The sequence below is a fragment of the Mesorhizobium sp. M0292 genome, assembly GCF_040321695.1.
In the GTDB taxonomy this organism is placed as follows: domain Bacteria; phylum Pseudomonadota; class Alphaproteobacteria; order Rhizobiales; family Rhizobiaceae; genus Mesorhizobium.
Window position 1 is genome coordinate 62,608 of sequence record NZ_JAMYSB010000001.1, and the last position, 14,995, is coordinate 77,602.

Below are 14,995 nucleotides of genomic sequence, written 5' to 3' on the forward strand. Positions count from 1 at the left end.
GGAGGGGAGACCAAGATGAAACATGTGGACACGCCTAGCCCGGTCTCATTTGCGGCCAATGTCGGCCGCCTGCCGCACAAAGGTTTGCAGGTGGTGATCGACGCCGACGCCGCGCAGCGCGCAATGCTTGCGCGCGAGCACGAGCTGCTTTCGGTCGAAAACTACCGTGCTGAGCTTTTGGTGGCGCCGTGGAAGCGCAATGGCGTCAAGGTCAGCGGCCGCGTCGAGGCTGATATCACCCAGGCCTGCATCGTCACCCTTGAGCCGGTCGCGGCCCATATCGACGAAGAGGTCGAGGCGCTGTTCCTGCCCGAACAATCCAAACTCGGACGGCAAGGTTTCGAAGGCGGTGGCGAAATCCTGCTCGACGCCGAAGGGCCGGACAGCCCGGAAACTTTCTCCGGCGACACGATCGACGTCGGCGCGCTCGCCGAACAGTTCTTCGGGCTGGCGATCGATCCCTATCCGCGCAAGGCAGGCGCCTCGCTCGATGCCGCCGGCCCGAACGAGCCCATCGAGAATGAATTCCAGCAAAAGCTGCGATCCTTGCTTGGAAAATCCTAAAACACGAAGCGATCGGAGAAAAGCCGGTTGTGCGGCAGCCCAAAACCGCTATTTTCGCCGAACCTTCGCGAGCCCCCGAATTTCGCGAGTTTAGTATTTCTTTCGCGGGCCATGTGCCCTGGCCCAAGCTAGTGAGATAAAGACCGCGTGATCAGGATTTCCATCGATGCCATGGGTGGCGATCACGGGCCAAACGTGGTCATCCCGGCACTCATGACGGTCGCCGTCAGGCGTCCCGACATCCGCTTCGTCATATATGGGCGCGAGGAATTGGTGCGCCCCGAACTCGCCAAATTCCCCAAACTGGCCGAGGTCAGCGAGTTCCACCATTGCGAAGTCGCGGTCAGGATGGACGACAAGCCGAGCCAGGCGCTGCGCCACGGCCGCTGGAAGTCGTCGATGTGGAAGGCTGTCGAAGCAGTCAAGAGTGGCAGCGCGCAGGCCTGCATTTCGGCCGGCAATACCGGCGCGCTGATGGCGATGTCGAAATTCTGCCTGCGCACGATGGCGACCATCGACCGTCCGGCGATCGCGGCGATCTGGCCCACGATGCGCGGCGAGAGCGTGGTGCTGGATGTCGGCGCCACCATCGGCGCCGATGCGCACCAGCTGATCGACTTTGCCATTCTCGGCACCGGCATGGCGCGCTCGGTGTTCGGCATCGACCGGCCGAAAGTCGGCCTGCTCAATGTCGGCGTCGAGGAGATCAAGGGACAGGAAGAGGTCAAGGAAGCCGGGCGCATGCTGCGCGAGGCCAACATGGCCTCGATGAATTATCATGGCTTCGTCGAGGGTGACGACATCGGCAAGGGCACGGTCGACGTGGTCGTCACCGAAGGATTTGCCGGCAACATCGCGCTCAAGACGGCAGAAGGCACTGTGCGCCAGATCTCAGGCTATCTGCGCGCCGCGATGAACCGCACGCTGATGGCCAGGATCGGCTATGTCTTCGCCAAGGGCGCTTTTGACCGCCTGCGCGAAAAGCTCGATCCGGGCCGCTCCAATGGCGGCGTTTTCCTGGGTCTGAACGGCATCGTGGTAAAGAGCCATGGCGGCGCCGATTCGGACGGTTTCGCGGCGGCCATCGAGCTTGGCTACGACATGGTGCGCAACAATCTGATCGACCGCATCGAGGCCGATCTCGACCTGTTCCATGCGCGCAACCCGCATGCCCAGGCAAACAGGAAATCCGACGCCACCGTCGACGAAAAGGAATAGGAAAGAGCTTTGATCAGATCAGTCGTGCGCGGCACCGGTGCTGCGCTGCCCCGCCGCATCATGAAGAATGCCGATTTCGAAGGCATGGTCGAGACCTCGGACGAGTGGATCGCCCAGCGCACCGGCATCCGCCAGCGCCATATCTCCGCCGATGACGAGACGACGGCGTCGCTGGGCGAGGCGGCGGCGCGCGCAGCGCTCGACAATGCTGGTCTTACGCCTGCCGACATTGATCTGATCGTGCTGGCGACCTCGACGCCCAACAACACCTTTCCGGCGACCGCCGTCGAGATCCAGAACCGGCTCGGCATGCATCACGGCTTTGCCTTCGACCTGCAGGCGGTGTGCTCGGGCTTCGTCTATGCGGTGACCACCGCCGACCTCTACATCAGAGGCGGCCTCGCCAAGCGCGTGCTGGTGATCGGCGCGGAGACCTTTTCCCGCATCCTCGACTGGAGCGACCGCTCGACCTGCGTCTTGTTCGGCGACGGCGCCGGCGCGCTGGTGCTGGAAGCGGATGAGGGCACCGGCGGCATTGCCGACCGTGGCGTGCTGGCGATGAGCCTGCGCTCCGACGGCGCCCACAAGGACAAGCTTTTCGTCGATGGCGGTCCCTCGACCACCGGCACGGTCGGCCATCTCAGGATGGAAGGCCGCGAAGTGTTCAAGCACGCCGTCGGCATGATCACCGATGTCATCGAGGCGACGTTTTCGCAGGCCGGCATAACCGCCGACGACCTAGACTGGTTCGTGCCGCATCAGGCCAATAAACGCATTATTGACGCTTCGGCCAAGAAGCTCGGGATTGCTGAGCAAAAGGTGGTGGTCACCGTCGATTTGCACGGTAACACCTCGGCTGCTTCCGTGCCGCTGGCGCTTTCGGTGGCCGTCGCCGACGGTCGCATCAAGAAGGGTGATCTCGTGCTCCTGGAAGCGATGGGCGGAGGCTTCACCTGGGGCGCGGTTCTCGTTCGCTGGTAAGTGCCGAACGGTCCGGTTTCGGTCCTTGACCTTGCCGGATCAATTACTTAGGCTCTGCCTTTACCTGTATCGATTTATGTTTTTTGAACTGATGGGACGGTCGCATGGGGGGAAAGACACTTACGCGCGCCGACCTTGCCGAAGCTGTTTACCGTAAGGTCGGCTTGTCACGCACTGAATCGGCAGAACTCGTCGAAGCGGTGCTGGACGAAATCTGTGAAGCCATCGTACGCGGCGAGACGGTGAAGCTGTCGTCCTTCGCCACCTTCCACGTCCGTTCCAAGAACGAACGCATCGGCCGCAATCCCAAGACCGGCGAGGAAGTGCCGATCCTGCCGCGCCGGGTGATGACCTTCAAGTCGTCGAACGTGCTGAAAAGCCGTATCCTGCGCTCGCACCAGAACAGCAAGGCCAAGGGCGGCAAATAGGTTCTGCCGCAGGCTTCGGTTGAAAACGCCGGGCCGTTTTGACGCCGGGCTTGAATATTGTTTCATAAACCGCTGAAATGATACCCGATTCGGTAGACTGGGCCGGATCGCCGTCCAGCGAGAGGATTTCGCCCATGGACAAGAGCCCCGACGCTTTCCGCACCATCAGCGAGGTCGCGGAGGATCTCGATCTGCCGCAGCACGTGCTGCGCTTCTGGGAAACCCGTTTCAACCAGATCAAGCCGATGAAGCGCGGCGGCGGCCGCCGCTACTACCGGCCACAGGATGTCGAACTGATCAAGGGCATCCGCCACATGCTCTACGACCAGGGTTACACGATCAAGGGCGTGCAGAAACTGCTGCGCGAGAACGGCAACCATTTCCTGGTCGCCATCGGCAATGGCGACATGGCTGCCGTCGAAGCGATCTCGCAGCGCAGGCAGGCCGATCAGGTGCCGCTGACGCCAGCCGCCCAGCCGCGCGGCATGGATGACGAGATGCTGGTCGGTCAGCCCAAGGTAAAACCCAGCCGCCGCTTTTTCGGCCTGGGCAAGACCGAGGAGGAAGGTCCGGTCCAGCCCGGCGCATCGAAACTGTCGCGCGACAACCGGGCCTTGCTGCAGGAGGCGCTGTTTGACCTCCTGGAGTGCAAGCGCCTGCTCGACCAGGTGCGCTAACCTTTCCGCTGTCTCGGGCAAGCAGACCGGAACCGGTTCTGCGGCCATGCGTTTGGCCTTCTCTCAAAAAGAAGGAAAACAATCATGGTATCGCTTTCGACCCTCTCCGATCTCGATCTCGAAAAGCAGGTCGCGACCCTTTCCAAAGAGCTCGCCGCGTTGCGCAAAGTCGTGGCCAAACGCGGCGGTGCTTACTACGAGGACGGGCGCGATGCCGCTTCGGACTATTATGGGCAGCTTGCCGACCTTGTCAGCGATGCGTTGCCGGCGATCAGGAAGCAGGGCAGGGCGATCGAAAAGACGGCGCGCGATCGTCCGGCAACAGCCGCTGCTGTTGGGTTGGTCGTGGTCGGCCTTCTCGCCAGCCTGTTGCTCAGCCGGCGCTAAAACAATTCACGAAAACAAAAAGAAAATGGCGGCCGTCCCGCGGACGACCGCCATTTCCCTGATCTGCGGCCGATTACTTGGCGAGCTTGATCTTGGCCTGCGGCGAAACCTGCGCGGTCTGGCTGCACTTGCCATAGACAGTGCCATTCTTGTCCGTGGCGTCGGTATAGGTGCCTTTGCACTCGATCGAGAGCACCAGGCAATGACCGGAGCCCTTGCAAACCGCGCCGCCGTCGCCCGTGGGATGCGTGCCGTTGGCGAAGGCCGAGGTCGGAACGGAAGCCGAACCGAAGGCCGAGACGATGAGGGCCGCGGCGAGCGTGATGCGCTTGAAGTTGGTCATTTGAGCATTTCCTTCTCCGGTCGAGGATCGCCACCATGGCGTCCTTCTGTGTTGGGATCGCCTTCTCGGCGTCCATGCCGGGTTAGTGCGGCCTCCAAAGCAAAGGTTCATGCGTGGTTCGAATTTTCTTCGCGTTTTTTCGCGACGTCGATTTTTAGCCTTCGCCAACGGACGGCGCCTGGCGGGGCCGGCCGGCATCGATCATGCATTTCGCGTGAAGTACGCTGACGTAGTAGCGCGGCATCCCATGCGAAGGTCGCACCGTGGCGTGCCCAAATGGCCAGCCAAGACCGAGTCCGCCCCCGGCTCTTGTCAGGTGGCGGCAGCAGTCATTGCCGCCACTTGGCACCGCGCTTTCTGCCACTCCCGGCTGCGACTATAACGCCAGTCCAAAGGTACCGGCGGAGGAGACGGGCGTGGTCGCAAATTACATCGACGAGTTCATCATGTTCTGCGCTGGGTTGTGGATGACAGGCGTTGGTTTTGGGCTGCTCCAAAGTCCTTTTCAGGCCCAGCAAGGTCAGCAGCCATGGTGGCTGCAGGTCGCGAAGCATTTCAAATGGATGGGGCCGCTTTTGATTTTGATCGCAATAGTGCTCGCGTTCGCGGCGCCGTCCTAGCGGGTTCCGACGGCATTGAGAGACCCGGGTGTCCTGCAGCTGGCTACCGCTGTGTTGTCGGCCTTGCGCCTGATACGTTCGTTGGGTGCGCTGTGGTTGCTCGCATTCTGGCGCATGGGCGCCATCGAATCCTGCCTTCAGCTTTTCCACGTGTCGCCTGGCAAAAACCAACGGGAAGGCGGCCTTGGCGAGGACTCCAGGGCCAGCCTTCCCGTTGGGCAAGTCGGCCGTGTCAGGCCTTCTTGGCCTCCACCTTGTTGTGGTGGTGGTGGTGGTGATGGTGACGGCGGTGATGCTTGTTGTGATGATGATGATGATGGTGGTGATGCTTCTTGTGCAGCGGTGCTGCGTCGGCGCTGCTGGCGCCGATGAGGGGCAGAGAGACAGCCAGGGCAAAAGCCAGCCCGAGAGCCGACAGGAGGGACTTCTTCATGACTTCGTTTCCTTTTCTGCGGGCTGAATTTGACCGTCACGGAGCAAGATCGGTGCCGGTTAACCCCGCAGTCATGACTATCGCCTCCGAACTTTTCGACAGTTTTTCCGGACTGTAGAATTTTGTTTCTGGATTGTGTCTGGCGGCTTCGTCGGCAACTTACATCGGCGGAACGACGCCGTTGGTGCCGACCACGACCCGGCCCGCGGTCAGCTTGCCGTCGCTGCCACGCTCGGCGTTGACGAACACCACAGCGCCAGGCTTGAGGTCGGCGGGCGTCGCCGGCGCGAAGGTCACCACCGGCGTCGTCTGCGGAATGGCGATCTGCTTTTTCTGGCCATTGTCATAGGTCAGCGTCACCGTGCGGCCTGCGATCTCGGTGACATCGGCGACCGTGCCGTTGGTCATCCGGCTGTTGGGCTCGAGATCCCACGGGCGGTCGCCTTCGCCGGCGCCTTTGAGCGCGGCCGGGAAGATCACCACCTCGAGCGCGCCGCTGCCGCCATCGGCCTTCGAAACAGAGGCAATGCCGAGGAAATCGCCTTGCTTGATATCCCCGGCATCCGCCTTGACGACGCCGGAAATCTTCCACCCTTCAGCCAGCGCGATGGCGTCGGTAGCGCCTTCGCGGGTCTTCACCGTCAGCGTCGATCCGGCAAAGGCGGTCACCGTGCCGCGAATGCGCACGGCCTCGGCGGCTTGCGCCGCGACCACGCTCGCGCCGGCGAGGCCTGAGATCGTGGCGAGCACGATGGCTGATGTCTTAAATGTCATGGATCTGATCCTCTTGGGGAAAGCTGGCCCGATGCGGCTGCCAGCAACATCAGGCTAACGCGCGAGCGGCGCAAAACCGCTGAACACTTCGGCGTGCGGTCCTTCAAAAGAACTTGATTGGGAGATCGGGGCAGAGATCCTATATGTGCCTGGCGCCTGGGGTTTTGACGCCGGTTCACGATGCTGTGACGGTCGGTTTGGGTCTTGGCAAATCGCCGTCAAGCGGGCATTGTCCCGGCTCTCAGGCAACACCCTATTATTTGATCCAAAACTCTTTAGCCCCATGGAGTTGCCAATGCCCCAAACTGCAAAACACGAACCCTTCTCCAGGCTGGCGGCCGATGTTGCGGCCGATGTTGCGCTTGAGCACCCCGGCCTCAAAGCCATCCGGGAGACAAAGGGATACAGTATTGAAGAGCTTTCCCTGACCTGCGGTCTGTCGACCAGCGAGATTGCCGACATAGAGAGCGGCAAGGACACCGATCCGTCGAAACTTCGCCGGATCGCCGCAGCATTGCAATTGCCGGAAACGGCCCTGATCGATGCCCCGGCGCCGACGGCCCCTGTGGAAAATCGGTCCGTTTCATAAACAACGACGCCAAAGCGTCGTTCAACGCGTCGTTCAACAAGCCCGCCATGGTTTGCCCTGGCGGGCTTGTTACATTCGCCCAATGGCGAATGTCATTTCTTGCTCGGATCGTCCGCCGGGTTGACGTAGGTGATCGCGAACGGTCCCTCGCCATGAACCTGGACAATGGTATCGCTTGTCGCCCAGGCGTAATGGTTCATTCCATGCGGGGCTACGCCGAAGCCGCCAGCGGTCAGTTCGATGCCTTTGGCCTCGTCGAGCTTGTCGCCCATGCCGATATGAAAATTGCCGGATATCACCGTCACATATTCCGAGGTGGGATGATTGTGCGCGGCAATTTTGTAGCCGGCCGGCAACTTCAACCGCAGCACGTAGATGCCCTCCTTCGACGGGTCCCCGGCGATGACAGCCATGTCCGCGCCGGCGGGCAGGACGGCAGGAGCAGGACCCCATTTGATAGCGTCCGCGTTTATCGGCATGTCGTCGGCAAGCACGGGCGCCGTTCCGATAAGCAGCAGCGCCAGAGCCGAGGCGAGCTTGAGCATGATGATCTCTCCGGTTGGTCGTGGGAGCACAGCATCAGCGCCGGCCCTGATCCATTGCGACCTACCAAGGCAGCAGCCCGAACACATCTCCCGCACGGGGGATGCGCCTTGCGTTGCCGACATGCGGCGCGACCCGTGGCATCGCTGCAGCCGTCGAGGGGCGGGGAGGTTGCCGCCGACCGAGCGTGAAGCTATCCAGTGTGAACGCTAACCGTTTTCGAATGGGACAATGCCGAGATGAGCCTTGAATCCGTGCGCGCCTTCCTGGCTGCCCATGCGCCCGATGTCGAAGTGCTCGTCACCGAAGCGAGTTCCGCGACGGTGGCGCTGGCGGCTGAGGCGCATGGCGTGGAGCCGGCGCAGATCGCCAAGACCATCTGCCTGCGCGTCGGCGGTGAGACCATGCTGATCGTGGCCGGCGGCATGTCGAGGCTCGACAACCGCAAATTCAAGGACCGTTTCGGCGGCAAGCCGCGCATGCTTGACGCCGACGAGGTTGTCGCAATTACCAGCCATCCCGTCGGCGGCGTCTGCCCATTCGGCCTGCCGGCGCCGCTGCCGGTCTATTGCGACGTCTCGCTGCGCGCCTTCGATGAAGTCGTGCCCGCGGCCGGCGCCACCAACGCCGCTGTAAGGCTCAGCCCGCAGCGCATGGCACAGATTGTCGGCGCCGAGTGGGTCGACGTCTGCCAGTAGCGAATCGTCGGCTGATTTCAGCAGGAGATTTCTGGGAGCAAAACGACTGCGAGCGCAGCTAGTAGAAGATTGAACGACCCATTATACGTGGCGGAATGAACGACGTTTTTGGTTACATCGCCTATGGTGAGAACGAGCTTTACCATCGCGGCGCGCTACTCAGCGCCCTCAAGCTTTTGCACCGTTGCCCGACCGCCAGAATAGTCGTCGCAACGGACAGGACTGACCTCTTTCGCGCTTATCCTGTTGAGACAATGCTCATAACGGCCGAACAGAAAGACCAGTGGTCTTTCGGCGGAAGCTACCATTTCGGTATCAAGGCCGGGGCTATGCGTGAGCTTTTGCAGCGAGCAGATCGGCTCCTTTTCATGGACACCGATATGTACCCGGTGGGTGACCCCTCGAAGGGCTTCCGCTCGATCTCTGCGACCCATTCCACTATGCGCCTGTGCGAAGGGCCGCATCGCATCTATCAGAACGCGCTGCCGGGCAAGAACATCAGCGTCGGCGGCCAGGTCCTGACCGGCCAGGAACCGATGTGGAACAGCGGCATCGTCGGGATCCACCGGGACAACCTCACAGCCATGGTGGACGCCTTCGCCGCTATCAAGGCGGTTCATGAGGTGACCGACACTTGGGCGCCCGAGCAGTTCTGCCTCGGGGTAGCCCTTTCTCAAAATGGCCGAACCATAAGCCCTCATAGCCTGCCGATCCGACACTACAATACCCGAGGCAAAAAGCAGTTCGCTGAGCCGCGCGTACATGCGTTCTTTAATGCTTACGGCTCGGTGCCAGTCGGCCAGCAGGTTGCAAAGGCCGGTAGATATCGTCTGTGGCGGACGCCCTTGGATTTATGGCATCAAAAGCATAGGAAGTCACTGTGACGGGGGGGCTATGCATGAGGAATCCGTTTCGATCCAGGCTGCCCTCAAGCGTGATCCTCGGACGTCACACCTATGGGGTGAGCCGGAGGAAGGTGTTTGGAACGTCTGCGGCCACTCCGTTGACCATAGGGGCGTTTTGTTCGGTGGCCGGCAATGTCAGCTTTGAGTGTTCGGGGGGAAGTCACACGCCCTGGGCTGCAACCACATTCCCGATCCATAGCCGCTTGATGGAATCAGTTGATCCCACTGAGCACGGTGGCGAACCCGTGGGCATCACCATTGCCAATGATGTTTGGATCGGCCGCGATGCGCTGATCATGCCAGGCATTCACATCGCCGATGGCGCCATTGTAGCGGCCGGGGCCGTCGTCACCAGGGATGTGCCGCCATACGCCATCGTCGGCGGGGTCCCGGCCAAGCTCATCCGCTATCGCTTTTCAGATGATGTCATTGGGAAGTTGCTGGCGATCCGGTGGTGGGAATGGAGCGACGAGAAGATCAAGCAGGAGGCTGCTTTTCTTACCGGCCCGATCGAATTTTTCTTGGAGCGACATGCCGGTGCGACACCGTAAGAACGCATCTTGCTGGTCGCTGCAGTGGGGCTGAGAAATTGCATGGCCACTTTGGGGGAAGCAGCTAGTCGCCTGTGTTGTTTGGTCGGAGTGGCCGGATTCGAACCGACGACCCCTTGACCCCCAGTCAAGTGCGCTACCGGGCTGCGCTACACTCCGGACCGCGCAAAGCCTTATATTTTCGAGAGTTGTGGTGCAAGGGCTAAAACGGCGCATGTGAACGAGCCGAACGAATATCACCTCGCTTGGCGACAGCGTGCCGAATCGCGGCGGCTCTGCGGATAGCTGAGAAAGTGGGACGCACCCAAATATCCAGGCAAACGTTCAATAGTGAGCACCAACATCCAACTTGTCGATGAAACACCAAGGGGATATGGCTCGCGCTTGAGCGACGAGAAGGATTGGACGTGAACTCCTGCTTTTTTCTTGCGGCTGACGGGGGCTATTTTCCGTATGCATGCTTGACAGCGCGCAGAATATTGGACGTCTCGGCGCCGACGACGCCAGGCTTCATTCTTTACGTTGGCGCAGGCGACGATGACATGCGGGTGGCGCGGCGCCTGCTCAAGGGTCAAGTCGAACTGGTCGACGTTTCGTCGTTCATGGAGAAGGTGAGATCCGGATTTCGCGACAGCGGCATTGCCGCGTTCATTCGACTGTTTGCGGACCAGATACCTGAATTCGAAGCTTATGATCGTATCGCGTACACGGACTGCGACGTGTTGTTCAACCGAGACATTGGCGACCTGACAGGCCAGAAGCTTCAGGCCCCGCTGCTGGCGGCCCATGATGATTATATGTATTTCCTGCCGACCTATCGGCAGAAGCTCTCGATGCAGCCGGGAGCTCCGTACTTCAATTCGGGCGTGCTGCTGTTTGACATGATATCTGTGCGTGCCCAATCGCTTTTGGAGCATACCCGTCAAGTCGCCATCGAGAAAAAGCTGAACGACCAGAACGCGCTAAACATCGCTTTCGAAGGCAAGTGGCAGACGATGCATCCGAACTGGAATTTGATGTCCAACTACACGAAAGAGTATCGATTCTCTCAGGCATACGCCCGGCATTTTTCAGGCAGCAAGCCATGGGGAAGCCAGGTCGGCGTAGAGCTCGACGCCTTGGCGGTCTATCGCGACCTTGCGAAGGACACGCCTTGGCTTCAACGCTTTCGGCAACGCATTCCATTCGAGCGAGGCGTGCTGAAGAGGCTGGGGCGCCGGATCGATGCCGCTCGGGGGCTTCTGCTCAACGATAAGAGAAAGAAACGGCGAGCTTACTATGATGGCCGCAAGACCCACAAGATCTATGCGGAGCAAGCTGATTCCGGGGCCCTGGCCGTCAGTTTCCCAGAAGTACTGGGAGGGTTCGCTTGAGCCGCTACGACGGGCCACAGTCAACGGGCGGGTATTGTAGCATGCAACAGAGATCATGTTTCTTTTTTGCTGCCGACCAAAAATTCTTCCCCTTTGCCTGTCTGGCGGCTCGCCGCGTCCTGGATGTTTCGGCACCGGTCGACGGCTTTATCCTGCACACTGGCATGATCTCCGCCGAAGACCGGGTTGCCGGCGAGCGTTTGCTCGATGGGAGGATCGGCATCATCGACGTGACGAAATTCATGGAGGCGACGAACTTCAACCGTGGAACGCATCCCACCCTTGCGACCTACATCAGGCTGTTTGCCGATCAATTGCCTGAATTCGAGCCATACGACCGCATCGCCTATTCAGACGCCGATGTGCTTTTCAACCGATCGATAGCCGATCTCGGCAACACCCCGCTCAATGCACCGTTGCTGGCCGCTCACGACGAGCAGAGTTACTTCGATGCAAAGTACAGGCAACATCTGCCGATGCAGCCTGGAGCGCCGAAATTCAACGCCGGCGTTCTTCTCTTCAACATGCCCCTGCTCAGGGCTGAGGGGCTTCTGGAGCGTACGCGGCAGCTGGCGTCCGAGCATGTCTACGGAATGGATCAGGGCGCATTGAACGTGGCCTTCGAAGGCCGATGGCAGACGATGCACCCGTTCTGGAACGTGATGACCAACTACAGCAGCCAGATTCCTTTCAGCAGGTGCTATGCTCGGCACTTCGCGTGGGGCAAACCTTGGGAGCCCCGGCCAGTCGGTGTCGAGGTCGACGCCATGGCGGTCTATCGCGACCTGGCGAAAGGCACCCCCTGGGCAGGACGCTTCAGCCGCAGCTGGCCGGTCAAGAGAGGGTTGATGAAGAATTTTGGCCGCAAGTTCGATGCCATCAGCGGCATCTTGTTGAACGACGAGAAGCGCAAACGCAGGGCGAGATTCGACGCCGAAAAGGTCAGCGCCATCTTCGCCGATCACGCCGACAAATCGATGCTGGCAGTGCAGTATCCCGAGCGGGTGACCGGTATCGCGAGATAATCGTCGGTCGCAATTCGTCCCGAGGGCGGGCCACTCGAACCCGTCTGCTTTCCCATCGGTTCGGTTTGCCGCCACCGGCCGCAACCCGCGCTGATGCCTGTATTCCAGCGCGATCGCGCCCCAGATCAGGCCGAGCAGCAGGTAGACATGGCGCCAGTGGTCGATGTCGATGAAGGTGCCGAGCCCGATATTGCCGATGAAAGCGACGTAGGCGCAGAGCAGATAGGGCTGCCATGGCCGGTCGCGCAAAAGGATGCGGAAGCCGGCGGCGATCGTCCACAGCGTCAGCGACAGGAACGAGACGAAGCCGAGCCAGCCATAATCCATCAGCGTCTTCAGCCAGATGTCGTGCGTGTCTTCGCCGAAAATGGTGCCGAATACCAGCGGGCCGATGCCGAGCGGACGTTCGAGCGCCATCTCGAAGCCGATCGTGTAGCGGGCGAAGCGGCCAAGGCGCGCCGTGTCGTAGCTCTGTTCGAGCTGGGCGCGGCTGGAAAACATCTCGCCGACGCCGGGCAGCTGCAGGATGACGATCATGGCGACCACCAGCAGGGTGACGGCGGCAATGGTCATGATGATGACGCGCAGCCGGAACTTGCCGCTGTTGCTTTGCAGGAACAGGGCGCCGGTGAGCAGGATGGCCGAGACGGCGAACATGCCCCAGGCGCCGCGCGAGAACGAAAAGAAGATGCCGGCGGTGATGATCAGCAGCGGCACCGCCAGAAGCGGCATGCGCGCGATCGAGCCGGTCAACAGCAGATAGAGCAGATAGATGCCGGGCAGCACCAGGAATGGTCCGAACACGTTCGGATCCTGGAAGGCGCCCTGGGCGCGGTCGTATCTGGTGAAGATTTCAGCGCCCGGGAAAGCGTGGAAATAGCCGGCAATGCCGAGCAGCGAGGTCACCACCGCGGAGACGACATAGGCGATGAAGATCAGCCGGTAGAGGCCGGGCTGCACCGCCGTCACCGACGAGAAGAACACCGCGGTGAACGCGAGAAACAGCGAGACGGCGAGATAGAGCGGTGTGTTGGCGAGATCGGCCATCTGCGTCATGGCAATCATGCCGCCGATGTTCATCGTGATCAGCAGCACGAGCAGCGGCACGGCGGCGCGCGATATGCGCAGGCCAAACAGCACCCACACCCCGATCAGCCCGAGCATGAAAAGATCGTAGGGCGCCGGTTCGTCGATGACGAAGCCTGACAGGAAGACGCCGAAAAACACCGCGCCCGAGGATATCAGCGCGATCAGCTTGGCATTGACCGCAGCCTTCGGCACATCATGGGAAATCGCGCTCAATAGGCGTTTTCCGTGTTGAGCAGCCGCAGCGGCGTCATGAGCAGGATGCGCAGATCGAACAGCATCGACCAGTTCTCGATGTAATAGAGGTCGTATTCCGTGCGCATGCGGATCTTCTCATTGGTGTCCATCTCGCCGCGCCAGCCATTGATCTGCGCCCAGCCGGTGACGCCGGGCTTGACCTTGTGGCGGGCGAAATAGCCGTCGACCACCTCGTTGTAGAGAAGGTTGTGCGACTGCGCGGCAATCGCATGCGGGCGCGGACCGACCAGTGACAGCGTGCCGAACAGCGAGTTGAAGAACTGCGGCAGCTCGTCGATCGAGCTCTTGCGGATGAAGCGGCCGACGCGGGTGACGCGCGGATCGTTCTTGGTCACCGTCTGCTTGGCGGTCGGGTCCGAGCGGTCGGTATACATGGAGCGGAATTTGTAGACTTCGACGATCTCGTTGTTGAAGCCGTGCCGCTTCTGCTTGAACAGCACCGGACCCTTGCTGTCGAGCTTGATGGCGATGGCCGTCGCCAGCATCACCGGGGAAAACAGGATGATGCCGATCAGCGAGAAGACGATGTCGAAGGCGCGCTTGGCGACCGAATCCCAGTCGTTGATCGGCCTGTCGAAGATATCGAGCATCGGCACCGAGCCGATGTAGGAATAGGCGCGCGGGCGAAACTGCAAAGCGTTCGAATGCGCCGAGAGCCGGATGTCGACCGGCAGCACCCAGAGCTTCTTCAGCAGCTGCAGCACGCGCGTTTCGGCAGTCAGCGGCAGCGACACGATCAGCATGTCGATGCGCGCGATGCGAGCGAATTCCATCAGCTCCGAAATGGTGCCGAGCTTGGGATAGCCGGCCACGATCGGCGGCGAGCGCTTGTCGCCGCGGTCATCGAAGATGCCGCAGATACGGATGTCGTTGTCTGGCTGCTTCTCGACCGAGCGGATCAGCATCTCGGCCGCCTTGCCGCCGCCGACGATGACGGCGCGGCGTTCCATGCGGCCGTTGCGCGCCCAGCGCCGGATCAGCTTCGACATCACCAGCCTGAGGCCGAACAGCAGAAGCAGGCCGACGACAAACCAGGTGCCGAACAGCAGACGCGAATAATCCTCCGACATTTTCATGATGAAGGCCGTCAGCGCCATCAGCGCGAAGGTGCCGGCCCAGACCATCAGCACGCGGCCGAGATTGGAGATCGGTCGCATCAAGGCGGAGATCTGGTAGCAATCGCTGACGTCGAGCAGCACCACGGCCACGAATGACGCCGCGGCAATGGTCAGCGGATATTGCCAGGCGAGATAGTTGAAGAAGCCGACAAAGTGGAAGTAGAGCGCGAGCCCCGACAGGAACAGCAAGCCGAATTCGCCGATGCGCAATACGCCGCTGACCATGACCGGCGACATCGTATCGCGCCGGTATTGCGAGGCGACCTGGCGGGCAACACTGTTCATGCCGCCGGGCGTGGGGCTCTCGGCAGGACTGTCGAATTTGCGCACCGCATCGGCCGAAAAGCGGCGCGTGGGGTCGGTCTCGTTCATCGGGTTTCCCACAAGCTTCCGCGATGACGATAGCAGAAAGAGAGCTAAAAAA

General features: G+C 61.0%; 18 protein-coding genes, 1 tRNA gene and 1 pseudogene. 13 read left to right on the top strand and 7 right to left on the bottom strand.

Going from position 1 to position 14,995, the window contains the following annotated elements:
- Positions 1-15 precede the first annotated feature (15 nt).
- The 6 genes from NKI96_RS00330 (at position 16) to NKI96_RS00355 (ending at position 4,255) form a co-directional block, all read left to right on the top strand.
- Entirely contained in the window at positions 16-564 is a 549-nt protein-coding gene (locus NKI96_RS00330) for a YceD family protein (RefSeq protein WP_023727526.1), read from the top strand.
- 147 nt (positions 565-711) lie between these two features.
- A complete protein-coding gene (plsX, locus tag NKI96_RS00335) occupies positions 712-1,782 on the top strand; it encodes a phosphate acyltransferase PlsX (RefSeq protein ID WP_023669372.1) in 1,071 nt (356 codons plus the stop codon).
- 9 nt (positions 1,783-1,791) lie between these two features.
- Positions 1,792-2,763, top strand: coding sequence for a beta-ketoacyl-ACP synthase III (locus NKI96_RS00340; RefSeq protein ID WP_023669373.1), 972 nt, complete (start codon positions 1,792-1,794; stop codon positions 2,761-2,763).
- A gap of 104 nt (positions 2,764-2,867) precedes the next feature.
- Entirely contained in the window at positions 2,868-3,191 is a 324-nt protein-coding gene (locus NKI96_RS00345) for an integration host factor subunit alpha (protein WP_006201891.1), read from the top strand.
- A gap of 134 nt (positions 3,192-3,325) precedes the next feature.
- On the top strand, positions 3,326-3,868 hold the full coding sequence (locus tag NKI96_RS00350; protein ID WP_023669374.1) for a MerR family transcriptional regulator: 543 nt from the start codon (positions 3,326-3,328) through the stop codon (positions 3,866-3,868).
- A gap of 84 nt (positions 3,869-3,952) precedes the next feature.
- Positions 3,953-4,255: a hypothetical protein gene (locus NKI96_RS00355; RefSeq protein WP_023669375.1), complete on the top strand. Its 303-nt coding sequence runs from the start codon at positions 3,953-3,955 to the stop codon at positions 4,253-4,255.
- Positions 4,256-4,328: 73 nt separating this feature from the next.
- On the opposite strand, the gene NKI96_RS00360 is transcribed toward NKI96_RS00355, so the two are convergent.
- Positions 4,329-4,598, bottom strand: a complete 270-nt coding sequence (locus NKI96_RS00360; protein ID WP_023669376.1) for a hypothetical protein — start codon at positions 4,596-4,598, stop codon at positions 4,329-4,331.
- Positions 4,599-5,014: 416 nt separating this feature from the next.
- Between NKI96_RS00360 and NKI96_RS00365 the strand changes: the two genes are divergently transcribed.
- The gene (locus NKI96_RS00365) at positions 5,015-5,218 is read left to right on the top strand and encodes a hypothetical protein (protein ID WP_023697438.1); all 204 of its coding nucleotides are present in this window, start codon (positions 5,015-5,017) and stop codon (positions 5,216-5,218) included.
- Positions 5,219-5,450: 232 nt separating this feature from the next.
- On the opposite strand, the gene NKI96_RS00370 is transcribed toward NKI96_RS00365, so the two are convergent.
- Positions 5,451-5,651, bottom strand: coding sequence for a hypothetical protein (locus tag NKI96_RS00370; RefSeq protein WP_352802478.1), 201 nt, complete (start codon positions 5,649-5,651; stop codon positions 5,451-5,453).
- A 159-nt stretch (positions 5,652-5,810) separates the two neighbouring features.
- A complete protein-coding gene (locus NKI96_RS00375) occupies positions 5,811-6,425 on the bottom strand; it encodes a hypothetical protein (protein ID WP_023693276.1) in 615 nt (204 codons plus the stop codon).
- 295 nt (positions 6,426-6,720) lie between these two features.
- Between NKI96_RS00375 and NKI96_RS00380 the strand changes: the two genes are divergently transcribed.
- The gene (locus NKI96_RS00380) at positions 6,721-7,014 is read left to right on the top strand and encodes a helix-turn-helix domain-containing protein (protein ID WP_023693277.1); all 294 of its coding nucleotides are present in this window, start codon (positions 6,721-6,723) and stop codon (positions 7,012-7,014) included.
- Between the two features lie 92 nt (positions 7,015-7,106).
- Here the strand turns inward: NKI96_RS00380 and NKI96_RS00385 are convergent, their stop codons facing one another.
- Positions 7,107-7,559 carry a cupin domain-containing protein gene (locus tag NKI96_RS00385; RefSeq protein ID WP_023693278.1) on the bottom strand — a complete coding sequence of 151 codons (453 nt, stop codon included), beginning with the start codon at positions 7,557-7,559 and terminating at the stop codon, positions 7,107-7,109.
- Between the two features lie 237 nt (positions 7,560-7,796).
- Between NKI96_RS00385 and NKI96_RS00390 the strand changes: the two genes are divergently transcribed.
- From NKI96_RS00390 to NKI96_RS00400, 3 genes are all read left to right on the top strand, one after another.
- Complete coding sequence (locus NKI96_RS00390) at positions 7,797-8,255, top strand: YbaK/EbsC family protein (RefSeq protein ID WP_023669382.1); 459 nt, start codon at positions 7,797-7,799, stop codon at positions 8,253-8,255.
- A 95-nt stretch (positions 8,256-8,350) separates the two neighbouring features.
- Positions 8,351-9,139, top strand: coding sequence for a hypothetical protein (locus tag NKI96_RS00395; protein ID WP_023693279.1), 789 nt, complete (start codon positions 8,351-8,353; stop codon positions 9,137-9,139).
- Positions 9,140-9,405: 266 nt separating this feature from the next.
- A complete protein-coding gene (locus tag NKI96_RS00400) occupies positions 9,406-9,711 on the top strand; it encodes a CatB-related O-acetyltransferase (RefSeq protein ID WP_050587086.1) in 306 nt (101 codons plus the stop codon).
- Between the two features lie 82 nt (positions 9,712-9,793).
- Here NKI96_RS00400 and NKI96_RS00405 read toward each other — a convergent pair.
- A tRNA-Pro gene (locus NKI96_RS00405) sits at positions 9,794-9,870 on the bottom strand.
- 248 nt (positions 9,871-10,118) lie between these two features.
- Between NKI96_RS00405 and NKI96_RS00410 the strand changes: the two genes are divergently transcribed.
- Both NKI96_RS00410 and NKI96_RS00415 read left to right on the top strand, forming a co-directional pair.
- Positions 10,119-11,084, top strand: a complete 966-nt coding sequence (locus NKI96_RS00410) for a glycosyltransferase family 8 protein (protein ID WP_210164288.1) — start codon at positions 10,119-10,121, stop codon at positions 11,082-11,084.
- Between the two features lie 41 nt (positions 11,085-11,125).
- On the top strand, positions 11,126-12,109 hold the full coding sequence (locus tag NKI96_RS00415) for a glycosyltransferase family 8 protein (RefSeq protein ID WP_023693280.1): 984 nt from the start codon (positions 11,126-11,128) through the stop codon (positions 12,107-12,109).
- 75 nt (positions 12,110-12,184) lie between these two features.
- On the opposite strand, the pseudogene NKI96_RS00420 reads toward NKI96_RS00415, so the two are convergent.
- Together NKI96_RS00420 and NKI96_RS00425 are read right to left on the bottom strand one after the other, a co-directional pair.
- Positions 12,185-13,411: pseudogene (locus NKI96_RS00420) on the bottom strand (O-antigen ligase family protein); the annotation flags it as partial.
- Entirely contained in the window at positions 13,408-14,943 is a 1,536-nt protein-coding gene (locus NKI96_RS00425) for an undecaprenyl-phosphate glucose phosphotransferase (RefSeq protein WP_023669388.1), read from the bottom strand. The pseudogene NKI96_RS00420 and the gene NKI96_RS00425, both read right to left, overlap by 4 nt.
- Positions 14,944-14,995: the final 52 nt, after the last annotated feature.